Origin of the sequence: Pseudoalteromonas sp. APAL1 (assembly GCF_021532475.1) — a bacterium.
Taxonomy (GTDB): domain Bacteria; phylum Pseudomonadota; class Gammaproteobacteria; order Enterobacterales; family Alteromonadaceae; genus Pseudoalteromonas; species Pseudoalteromonas lipolytica_C.
Window position 1 is genome coordinate 1 of record NZ_JAKGAW010000079.1, and the last position, 11,061, is coordinate 11,061.

The window sequence follows — 11,061 nt, forward strand, 5'->3', positions numbered from 1 at the left end:
AAGTAGGGGCAACTGATCAAAATATATGTGAAAGAGTACTAGTGCCATAAGTGCAAGTGTTTTATTTACTGTGTTCATAATGTCATTCCTTCAAAGTGTGTTGTCTGAGTTAGAAAGTCCTTTTCAGTGTGTCCTTACAATGAAATTAAGCTTTTGAATACTCTTCTTTAGAAAGCTCACCGTTACCATCTGTATCTAGCTCTTTAAATTGACTCATTAGTGCTTCGCTTACAGATGCTTCACTTTTGCTGATAGCGCCATCACCATTAACATCTAATGTGTCAAAATCTGCAGCAAACGCTGCTGAAGATGTTGCTAGAGCTACCAGTGCTAAAGTTTTATGTAATGTTTTCATAATCACTATTCCTTCAATGTTGTCTCAACTTTGATAAAGGATATATTCCTGAATCAGTTTTTCTCTGTGTTCGCTAGGACTATTTCAACTTCGATGCCAATGTTTAAAAACCCATAAAAATCAATAACTTTCACGTTAAAACATGGTTTTTAATAAAAATTAGTCGATTTTTTTGTTGCTATTTTGCAACAGAGTGAATGGTAGTTTTTTTACATCATTTAAAATCAATGACTTACAAGATTTAAAATGGAGACAGTGGGTGTAATACAGGATCAGAAAAGCAAAATTTTCTGAGTTTGAATATAAACTCAATCTGAACGAAGAAATTAAAATAAAATAACGAAAATAAAAATCACATTCAACATATTGATTTTTAAGATAAATTTAAATTTATTATGAATTAATTTAGGTGTTGGCAGGATAAAAACATGAAAAGTCGCCACTTTGTTGCAAAATGGCGACTTCTGCTATTTTTCAAGTACAGACAAGTCGATTAAATGTTCTTTCATAAAGCCTTTCATTTCATCTTTACTCGAATCTAACTGAATACCTAAAATAAAACCTGCCGCTCTTTTACGTACTCGACATACAGTGCCATTAAACTCCCGTTTACTTAGCACAACCTTACACTCTTGCCCTTTGAGCTGGCTCAAGTCTTCTTTACTGTCGATATCAAACTGCACGCCTGTGAGAGAAATATCTTTAATGAGGCCTTCGAGTGTTTGCTCTCTGATCAGTAAGTTTGCAGAAAATAGTGTGGGAATTCGCGTTTCACTTCTTAAACTATAAAGCTGCACTTGCTGTGGAAAGTTTAGAAAAATTAAGCGATGAGGATGCGATGAAATTGCACTAACCTGCTGACGAAACGCAATGACTTGACCACCACCCGTCTCAAGTACAGCACGTATTATAATCATTACAGCATCTTTAATGTATTCATGTGCATTCGCTATCCGCTTAATAGATGGGTAATTTAAGATTATATATTGATCATTTAACAAACCAATAAACTCTGTTTTTACGCGTTTACTATCAGTTGGTGTGGTGATTTCAATATCAACCAAACTACCAGCAGGAATGCAGCCCAGTTTTTCAAGATTAATTTGTTTTTGTGTCTTCGGCATTGTTTCGCCTCCACTAACAGAAAATCACATACTCGTTTTATCCACGCCAGAAGGTTGGAGTAAATAACACTAACAAGGTAAATATTTCTAGACGACCAAACACCATAGCTATCGTTAATAGCCATTTGGCTGAATCTGAAATGGCACCATAATGCGCAGCAACTTCACCTAACCCTGGGCCTAAGTTATTTAGACACGCGGCCGTTGCAGAGAATGCACTTATGTTGTCCATCCCCGTCCCCATCAATGCCAGCATGATGATCACAAACACCAAAGCATAGGCAGAAAAGAACCCCCAAACGGCTTCGACTACTTTATCGGGCAACGCTTTTCGGCCCAGTTTAATAGAGTAAATAGCCCTAGGATGCACAAGTCGATTTAGCTCGCGAATACCTTGTAAATAAAGTAAGAACACACGTACTACTTTCATGCCGCCGCCAGTAGAACCTGCACAGCCACCAATAAAGCTTGAAAAGATAAGTAGAATAGGTAAAAACAAAGGCCATGCCGAAAAATTATCGGTAGCAAAGCCCGCGGTGGTACTCATTGATACCGCTTGGAACATAGCTTGGTCGAGAGTCTCATCACCATCGGCATAAATGTTATTCGATGACAATACCGTAAAACAGACAATCACCAACGCTAATTGAATGAGTAAGAACACTTTAAATTCAGGGTCGCGTAAATAAACACGAATACTGCGTGATGATACCGCCGCATAGTGAAGTGAGAAGTTAATTGCTGCAATAAGCAAAAACACCACACAAATAAAATTAATGACAGGGCTATCGAACTGCCCCATTGACGCGTCATAAGTAGAAAAGCCACCAATCGCAATAGTAGAGAACGCATGACAAATCGCATCAAACCAATCCATACCAGCAGCCCAGTACGCTAAAGTACAGGCAATTGTTAGCGATACATAAATATACCAAAGATGCTTTGCTGTATCGGCAATACGCGGCGTCATTTTAGAGTCTTTAACAGGTCCTGGGGTTTCTGCACGATATAACTGCATACCACCGACCCCTAGCATAGGCAGTACCGCGACCGCGAGTACGATGATCCCCATACCACCTAACCACTGCAATTGTTGGCGATAAAAGAGTACAGACTTAGGCAGGTATTCAATTCCGGTTAGTACCGTAGCACCTGTGGTTGTTAGCCCTGAAAAGGCTTCAAATACGGAATCAGCCAAGGAGAGGTTGGGCTCTTGTAAGAACACTAAAGGCACTGCTGCGAAGGTACCTAGTACCAGCCAGAACAAAACCACAATCAAGAAGCCTTCTCGGGCTTTTAGATCACCATGCTCATGACGGTTCGGATAGTAAGCCGCTAAACCAATCACAACACTAAAGATGAAAGCAAGAACGAATGGCACACCACCACCGTCTTTATAAATTAAAGACACCAGTGCCGGAGGCACCATGGTGATACTAAATAGTGCCACAAGTTGGCCGAGAATTTTAATTATGGTACGAAATTGCATCGAGGCGTATCGCTTTCTTATTTAATTGATTTAGCTAATACAGTTTATTGTCTTATAGGCTTAATTGTAAGTAAACGGAATGTATTATTTTTACATTTCAAACTTTTCTGAGTTTTAGCACCACTGCTCCATGAGTAAGCTCATGCACATCATTAATGGCTTGCTCAGCTTGCCGACTATCAATCTCTATTTGCCAAGTAATGTTTTCAGCAAATTGCTTATCAATATTAAGCACTTGATATTTACTTTTTAGTAACTGCTCTATTGCCCCTTGTGCGCTGTAGTCGCTGTGGCCAATTAACTCAATACTCGGAACTTTCGTGATGGTTTTAAGCTCACGCATAGCATTATTTAAACTACCGCCATAAGCACGTACTAGACCGCCTGTACCAAGCTTAATACCACCAAAATAACGTGTTACTACCGCCGTTATTTCACCGATACCCGATCCAGTTAACACATTAAGCATGGGCTTACCGGCAGTACCATTTGGCTCTCCATCATCCGAAAAACCATAAACGTGACTACCACCTGGGTTGCCTGCAACATGCGCCCAACAATTATGTCGTGCATCACTGTATTTATCTTGGATTTCTTTAATAAAGGCTTTTGCAGCCGCTAGATCTGGGGTGTGGGCAATATGCACAATAAAGGTGCTTTTTTTAATTTCTTCTTGGTAAAAAACCGGCTCAGCCGGATATTGATATTCAGACATAATTGTTTATCTAAAAAAATGGGGCCAAGCGGCCCCGACATTCACTAACATGTAACGATTAATCTAAGTGTAGATCACGGGTCATGTTTTCTAAGCTATCTTCATGAACGATAATGTTATCTTCAATACGGATACCGCCAAATGGCTTGAACTCTTCAACTTTTTCCCAGTTAATGAATTGCTTGTTATCAGTTTGCGCAAGGTCACCAAGTAATGATTCGATGAAGTATAAACCTGGTTCAATTGTAAATACTTGGTTTTTCTCGATTAAACGAGTACAACGAAGGAAAGGATGACCCTCTGGCGGTGCCTGATGCGTCCCCTTATCATCGGCCATAAAGCCGCCCATATCATGAACTTGCAAGCCTAAATGATGACCAAGACCATGTGGGAAGAAGGTTGAAGTAATACCACGCTCAACAATCTCAGCAGCTGGTAACTTCACAATATTAAAGTCGCTCAGTACTTGTGCTACACGTTGATGACAATCTAAATGCAGTTCGCCATATAACAAACCTGGCTTTAAAGACTTACCTAAAGCAATTTGATGTTCAGTCATTACCTTGATTAAGTCACTAAATTCGCCTGACTTTTTAAAATCATAGGTACGCGTGATGTCTGCCGCATAACCATTAAAGTTAGCACCCGCATCAATTAAGAAAGAACGATGGCTTTGCGGTGCTTGAGGCTCAAAATGGGTGTAATGCAAAATCGCACAGTTTTCATTAAGCGCAACAATATTGCCGTATGGCATTTCGTTTTCACTCTGACGCGTTGCCATGAGATAAGCTTGCTGAATATCAAACTCTGAACCACCAGCAAAGAAAGTATCGCGTGCTGCTTTGTGACCCTCTACTGCGATACGGTTGGCTTGACGCAAACACTCAAGTTCGTATTGCGTTTTATAAGCACGATTGTAATGCAAGTAGTTCATTACTGGCTCAGGGTTCATAATGCTAAAGCCCAGCGCCTGAGCAACCTCTAAATATTCACCGATATAGGCAAATTTAGCCTTGTCGTAAGGAAGCAGTTTCTCTACCTGATCTGGCTGAACTAACAATTCAATATCAAAATACTCAGCCCAAAAATCACGAGGCTCATCGGGTACCTTGTGCCAAAAATCAACAGGACGATAAAAGATTAATTTAGGTTTTGCTGTACCATCCACCACAATCCAGCAGTGTGGATTATCAATCACCGGTAACCAGGCTTTAAATTGTGGATTCACTTTAAACGGATAATACATGTCATCTAAAAACTGGCGCTTAGCTTGACCTGAGTGAATCACCAACCCTTCTAAACCTTCACGCTCTGTAATAGTTCGAGTACGCTGTTGTAAGGTTGCAATGTGTTCGGCGTATAACACCGCTAATTTATCCATAGTAAACCCATTTTAGTAAATTTAACTTGTTGTCAGTCTATCATAGTCGGCTATATCCCCCAACAGAGGCAATTTAGCAACATATATAAACTAACCACCCATAGTCATATCAAGAATTGGCGCCAATACATTACCATCTCGACCAAGACGCGTATGGTATACCTGCCTATACGCAAAAACATTTTTTACATAGTTGCGCGTTTCTGTGTAAGGAATTAACTCTATCCATAACTCTGCTGGCATTGCTTGCTCAGGTATCCAGCGCTTAATTCTATGATAACCCGCATTATAAGAAGCCGTAGCTAAGATCTCATTGCCATGATTTTTCTTTTTCAAATACTGTAGATATTGACTGCCTAAACGAATATTTGTTCGCGGTTGATATAGCTGTTTTCGAGATACAGCGCTTTTATTCATATATTTCGCTGTACTTGGTAACAATTGCATCAAACCGTAAGCATTGGCATGAGAGCGAGCATCAGGAGCAAACGAACTTTCACGTCGTGAAATTGCAATACTCCACGCAACATCTATATGACTGCGATTACTGTAGTTTTCAAAAATATTTTTAAAGGCAAATGGAAAGCGCAGCTCGACATAATCCCATTCTTTTATTTGTGCCAAGGTATAAATAGTGCTGTCATACCAGTCAAGCTCTGCCGCGAGCATCGAAGCCGCGAGCTTTTCTTCTTTGGTTGATGTATCTGTTAAATAATTCCACTCACGACGCGCAGATGTGAAACGTTCAAGCTCATAAAGCGCTCGAGCCCGTTTAAAACCAGGTGCATTTGCAACCTCAAGCTTGAGTTGATCACTTACTTGTAATCCTTTGTTATTTAAGCTTACAGGGATACCTAACCGAGCAGATGCTAAAAACCCATAATAATCACGCTCTTTTGCCACTGTTTGCCAAATAGCACGAGCTCGTTCGACTTCGCCACGCTGATTTAAGCTATATGCCAACCAATATTGCTGCCCTAAACTTAAATTTTCTTTACCGGTAAAAAAGGCAGCGATCCCTGACCAATCTTGTCTTTCAAGCATGTTAGCGAGCTGCCATTGCATAAGTTTACTTGTTTGCCGCTCTTTCGGTACTTTGTTAAGCCAAAAACGCGCTTGATTATGACCACTTGAAGCGAGCGATAAAGCAAAGCTGTAATACACATCCGCTTTTTGTTCATCCGTATAGGTGAACATTTTATCGAGTTTTTCCCACGCCCTTAGTGCTAAATCTTTATCTCGCCACACTAAACGCTTCACACCATAAAGTGCTATTTGTCCCTCTTTGGCTGTTTTCTTTTTAAATCGATATAAGCCAGCTGATGCACTTGGGTCTCTTCGCACTGTTAAATATAAATCAGCTAAATACTGTTCATTGCGAGGAAGCAAGGTTTTTAAATAAGGAATTAAACTTGCTGATCCACCTTCAGCCGCTAATGTAATGCGTTGCCAAACTCGTTGCTGAGTTTGGTAGCCTTTTTTCTTCCATAAGGAAAAAAGCTGATCACATTCTTTCGGTTGTGAATCTCCAACCACCCATAAATCAGTCACCTGATTCATAATAGCTTTTTCGGGTGCACCCAAATCTAATTGAAAACTCAAGTATGGGCAGGTCAGTTCGTTATTACTGGTTTCTCGATAATTACGAATATACGCTGCTTTTTTATTATTCTGTTTTAAGTACTCAAGCCACGTTTTTCGCACAGGCCATTCTAAAGGCGTATTTTGATAAACGTTTAAAAAGTTTTCGATTTCAGTTTGATGCTTAAGGCTTGGGTTACGCTGCCAATAAGCCATTTCAACATAAGGCTTTAATGGGTGATTAAGCCCATTTGCCGCCTCTTTCATGTCTTGATAATCACCGTAACGGGCCTTTTTTTCTGCTTTTAAGAAAGCGTCATGTTTATCGTTGGCGTCGGCTGCAAAAAAAGGAAAAAGTAATGCGGCAGCCGTCCAACCAAGGAGTTGTTTTTTCATGATGACCTTTAACAAAAATTAAAGAATAACTAACAATAAAGTTCCACTACACCTTAGCATCAAACCAGCTATATTTTAATCAATCGCGATAAAGCGTAGTAATTTTTTCGTTGCATTTTCATTTTAAAGCAAGCACACTGATTGAAATGCAAACTCATCGTACCAGTCTTAGTTAATAAACTAGGGAGAATAATAATGTTATATAAAAGCGATTCATTTGAAGTTGCTTTCATCAAGGACAACATCGCCGAGTTTAAGTTCTGTGCTGACGGCTCAGTAAACAAACTTTCGCAGCAAACCTTGCAAGATTGCGCTTTAGCATTAAAAGAATTGGCAACAAACTCAGATATCAAAGGCATGGTGTTCACCAGCGATAAAGATCATTTCATTATCGGCGCCGACATTTTCGAATTTTTACCTACTTTCACTAAACCTCAAGAAGAACTTGTTGCATGGATCAAAAATGCAACTGACGTTTTTGACGCTATTGAAGATTTACCTTTCCCAACGTTAAGTGCTGTAAACGGCATGGCACTTGGTGGTGGATGTGAGTGGGCACTTGCTACCGATTATCGTGTTGCTAGCTCTAACGCTAAAATTGGCCTACCTGAAGTGAAATTAGGCATTATGCCTGGTTTTGGTGGTACAGTTCGCCTTCCGCGCCTTATTGGTGCTGATAATGCGATGACGTGGATCACCACAGGCAAAGAAAACCGTGCTGAAGATGCCTTAAAAGTAGGTGCATTTGACGCGGTAGTTAGTGCTGACAAACTTTTAGAGTCAAGTATTGCAACACTTGAGCAAGCCATCGCTGGTAAGCTAGATTGGCAAGCAAAACGACAAGTAAAATTACAGCCACTGAAAATGAACCGTGTTGAGCAAGGTATGAGCTTTGCGATGGCGGAAGGCATGGTAATGGGTCAGACAAAAGGTCATTACCCAGCACCTGTTATGGCTGTAAAAACAATCAAAGCTGCTGCAAACTGTGAACGCGCTGAAGCAATGGCTATTGAAAACGCTAACTTTGCTAAACTTGCAGCAACAAGCGAAGCTGCCGCGCAAACCGGTATTTTCTTAGCTGACCAATACATTAAAGGTAAAGCGAAGAAGCAAGCTAAGCACAGTGAGCTTGAAATTAAACAAGCTGCTGTATTAGGTGCAGGTATTATGGGCGGTGGTATTGCATATCAGTCTGCTTATAAAGGCACACCTATTATCATGAAAGACATCAACCAAGATGCTCTTGATTTAGGTATGGGCGAAGCATCTAAGCTACTTGGTAAAAAAGTACAACGTGGCCACATGACGATGGATAAGATGGTTGCTACTTTAGGTAAAATCAAACCAACGCTAAACGATGCAGACCTGCAAGGTGCTGATATCGTTGTTGAAGCGGTTGTTGAAAACCCTAAAGTTAAGCAAGCCGTTCTTGCTGGTCTTGAAAAAGACTTACCTGCGGGCACTATCCTAACTTCAAACACATCAACTATTCGTATTGATGAGTTAGCGTCTGCTCTTGAAAAACCAGAAAACTTCTGCGGTATGCACTTCTTTAACCCAGTGCCAAAAATGCCATTAGTAGAAATCATTCGTGGTGAAAAAACATCAGAAGCAACAATTAATGCCGTTGTTGATTACGCATTAAAACTTGGTAAATCACCAATTGTTGTAAACGACTGCCCTGGTTTCTTTGTAAACCGCGTGCTATTCCCTTACTTTGCAGGCTTTAGCAAACTAGTTGTTGAAGGTGCTGACTTCGCAAAAGTTGATAAAGTGATGGAAAACGTATTTGGCTGGCCTATGGGTCCTGCTTATCTGCTTGATGTTGTGGGTATCGATACAGCTTACCACTGCACTGGCGTAATGGCTGACGGCTTCCCTGAGCGTATGGCTCGTCAAGACAAAGACCCAGTAACTGTATTTGCAAACGAAAAACGTTTTGGTCAGAAAAATGGCGCTGGTTTCTACCAATATGCACCTGACCGACGCGGTCGTCTTAAAAAATCGCAAGATGCAACAGCAACTGAGCTACTAAGTGCTATCACTGATGCACCTAAAGATTTTGATAAACAAGAAATCATCGACCGTTGTATGGTACCTATGATCAACGAAGTACTACTTTGTTTACAAGAAGGTATCGTAGCGTCACCACAAGAAGCTGATATGGCGCTAATTTACGGCATTGGTTTCCCTCCATTTAGAGGCGGTGCATTCCGTTACTTAGATCAAACTGGTTTAGCGAACTTTGTTGCAACAGCAGACAAGTACGCTCACTTAGGTGCGATTTACCAAGTATCAGATGAAACTCGCAAGTGGGCCGAAGAAGGCCGTGTATTCTATAAGGTGGAAGGATAAGAAACATGAATAATCCAGTAATCGTAGATTGTATCCGCACACCAATGGGTCGTTCAAAGAACGGCGTATTCAAAAACAAGCGTGCGGAAGATTTAAGTGCTCACTTAATGAAAGGTTTGTTAGACCGTAACCCAGCCGTTGATCCAGCATCAATTGATGATATTTACTGGGGCTGTGTACAACAAACTTTAGAGCAAGGCTTTAACATTGCTCGTAACGCAGCACTACTAGCCGGTATCCCACACTCAGTACCAGCAGTAACAGTTAACCGTTTATGTGGTTCATCAATGCAAGCATTACACGATGCGGCACGTGCAATTATGACAGGCGCTGGTGATACCTATATCATTGGTGGTGTTGAGCACATGGGTCACGTACCTATGACTCACGGTAATGATTTTCACCCAGGTTTATCAACGTCTGTAGCACAAGCTGCTGGCGTAATGGGTTTAACAGCAGAATACCTTGCAACGCTGCACGGCATTAGCCGTCAGCAACAAGACGAATTTGCTTACCGTTCACACCAACGTGCACACGCTGCAACTGTTGAAGGTCGTTTCCGTCGTGAAATCCTGCCAATGGAAGGTCACGATGCAGATGGTTCTTTAATCTTAGTTGAAGACGATGAAGTAATCCGTCCTGAGACAACTGTTGAAGGTTTATCGCAACTACGCCCAGTATTCAATCCAGCATCAGGTAGCGTAACTGCAGGTACTTCATCTGCTCTTTCTGACGGCGCATCAGCCATGCTTGTAATGAGCGAAGAGAAAGCTAAAGAACTTGGTTTACCAATTCGTGCGCGTATTAAATCAATGGCTGTTGCAGGTTGCGATCCATCAATCATGGGTTATGGCCCTGTTCCTGCATCGCAAAAAGCACTTCAACAAGCTGGTATCACTATTGACGATATCGATGTTGCAGAGCTTAACGAAGCATTCGCAGCACAATCTCTACCTGTGTTAAAAGACCTAGGTCTGATGGACGTGGTAGATGAAAAAGTTAACCTAAATGGTGGTGCAATTGCACTTGGTCACCCACTTGGTTGTTCTGGTTCACGTATTAGCACAACGCTTGTTCACCTAATGGAAGACAAGAACGCTAAATACGGTCTAGCAACTATGTGTATTGGTTTAGGCCAAGGTATTGCAACTGTATTTGAGCGCGTAGAATAACGAGCTCACACCAAACATCTTGGTGATAAAAAGGCGCACTGATTTGCTCAGTGCGCCTTTTTTATTTGCTTTGCTTTCGCTTATTGAAACTGGCGGCAATAGAAAGTTAAAATAGCCGCTTATTAATCGTCTCTTTCATCCAAAAGGTCAGCCATGAGTTTTGATAATCCCGATCACCAATTAGATGCACTTGGCCTTCGTTGTCCAGAACCTGTGATGATGGTGCGTGGCGCAGTACGTAAAATGAAAGATGGCGAAACTTTACTTATTATCGCCGACGACCCATCAACCACCCGCGATATCCCAAGTTTTTGTACTTTTATGGATCACACACTTGTGGCAAAAGATGTAGAACAAGCACCGTATCGATACTTAGTGAAGAAAGGGTTATAACAACGAGTTTCGAGTTTCGAGTTTCGAGTTTCGAGTTTCGAGTTTCTAGTTTCGAGTTTCGAGTTTCGAGTTTCGAGTTTCGAGTTTCGACTTTCGAGTT

At 41.1% G+C, this 11,061-nt stretch carries 9 protein-coding genes; 3 read left to right on the forward strand and 6 right to left on the reverse strand.

Going from position 1 to position 11,061, the window contains the following annotated elements:
• Window positions 1-145: 145 nt before the first annotated feature.
• From L1264_RS20740 to L1264_RS20765, 6 genes are all read right to left on the reverse strand, one after another.
• Window positions 146-355, reverse strand: a complete 210-nt coding sequence (locus tag L1264_RS20740; protein ID WP_135923097.1) for a calmodulin — start codon at window positions 353-355, stop codon at window positions 146-148.
• A gap of 467 nt (window positions 356-822) precedes the next feature.
• Window positions 823-1,479: a flagellar brake domain-containing protein gene (locus L1264_RS20745; RefSeq protein WP_199526971.1), complete on the reverse strand. Its 657-nt coding sequence runs from the start codon at window positions 1,477-1,479 to the stop codon at window positions 823-825.
• Window positions 1,480-1,516: 37 nt separating this feature from the next.
• Window positions 1,517-2,968, reverse strand: a complete 1,452-nt coding sequence (locus L1264_RS20750; RefSeq protein ID WP_135923095.1) for a TrkH family potassium uptake protein — start codon at window positions 2,966-2,968, stop codon at window positions 1,517-1,519.
• Between the two features lie 97 nt (window positions 2,969-3,065).
• Window positions 3,066-3,683: a YigZ family protein gene (locus tag L1264_RS20755; protein WP_135923094.1), complete on the reverse strand. Its 618-nt coding sequence runs from the start codon at window positions 3,681-3,683 to the stop codon at window positions 3,066-3,068.
• Between the two features lie 58 nt (window positions 3,684-3,741).
• Window positions 3,742-5,064 (reverse strand): Xaa-Pro dipeptidase, encoded by a 1,323-nt coding sequence (pepQ, locus tag L1264_RS20760; RefSeq protein ID WP_135923093.1) that lies wholly within the window; start codon window positions 5,062-5,064, stop codon window positions 3,742-3,744.
• 90 nt (window positions 5,065-5,154) lie between these two features.
• Complete coding sequence (locus L1264_RS20765; RefSeq protein WP_199526970.1) at window positions 5,155-7,041, reverse strand: transglycosylase SLT domain-containing protein; 1,887 nt, start codon at window positions 7,039-7,041, stop codon at window positions 5,155-5,157.
• A gap of 195 nt (window positions 7,042-7,236) precedes the next feature.
• Between L1264_RS20765 and fadB the strand changes: the two genes are divergently transcribed.
• The 3 genes from fadB to tusA all read left to right on the forward strand — a co-directional run bounded on the left by fadB (window position 7,237) and on the right by tusA (window position 10,961).
• Window positions 7,237-9,396, forward strand: a complete 2,160-nt coding sequence (gene fadB, locus L1264_RS20770; protein WP_199526969.1) for a fatty acid oxidation complex subunit alpha FadB — start codon at window positions 7,237-7,239, stop codon at window positions 9,394-9,396.
• A gap of 5 nt (window positions 9,397-9,401) precedes the next feature.
• Window positions 9,402-10,568, forward strand: a complete 1,167-nt coding sequence (gene fadA / locus L1264_RS20775; protein ID WP_063701448.1) for an acetyl-CoA C-acyltransferase FadA — start codon at window positions 9,402-9,404, stop codon at window positions 10,566-10,568.
• Between the two features lie 153 nt (window positions 10,569-10,721).
• Window positions 10,722-10,961: a sulfurtransferase TusA gene (tusA, locus tag L1264_RS20780; RefSeq protein WP_054554785.1), complete on the forward strand. Its 240-nt coding sequence runs from the start codon at window positions 10,722-10,724 to the stop codon at window positions 10,959-10,961.
• The last annotated feature ends 100 nt before the right edge of the window (window positions 10,962-11,061 follow it).

Excerpts from the sequence above, each read along its gene's own strand:
- L1264_RS20765 (WP_199526970.1), bottom strand. The coding sequence starts at position 7,041 with ATGAAAAAACAACTCCTTGGTTGGACGGCTGCCGCATTACTTTTTCCT.
- fadB (WP_199526969.1), top strand. The coding sequence starts at position 7,237 with ATGTTATATAAAAGCGATTCATTTGAAGTTGCTTTCATCAAGGACAAC.
- L1264_RS20750 (WP_135923095.1), bottom strand. The coding sequence starts at position 2,968 with ATGCAATTTCGTACCATAATTAAAATTCTCGGCCAACTTGTGGCACTA.
- L1264_RS20755 (WP_135923094.1), bottom strand. The coding sequence starts at position 3,683 with ATGTCTGAATATCAATATCCGGCTGAGCCGGTTTTTTACCAAGAAGAA.
- pepQ (WP_135923093.1), bottom strand. The coding sequence starts at position 5,064 with ATGGATAAATTAGCGGTGTTATACGCCGAACACATTGCAACCTTACAA.
- L1264_RS20740 (WP_135923097.1), bottom strand. The coding sequence starts at position 355 with ATGAAAACATTACATAAAACTTTAGCACTGGTAGCTCTAGCAACATCT.
- L1264_RS20745 (WP_199526971.1), bottom strand. The coding sequence starts at position 1,479 with ATGCCGAAGACACAAAAACAAATTAATCTTGAAAAACTGGGCTGCATT.
- tusA (WP_054554785.1), top strand. The coding sequence starts at position 10,722 with ATGAGTTTTGATAATCCCGATCACCAATTAGATGCACTTGGCCTTCGT.
- fadA (WP_063701448.1), top strand. The coding sequence starts at position 9,402 with ATGAATAATCCAGTAATCGTAGATTGTATCCGCACACCAATGGGTCGT.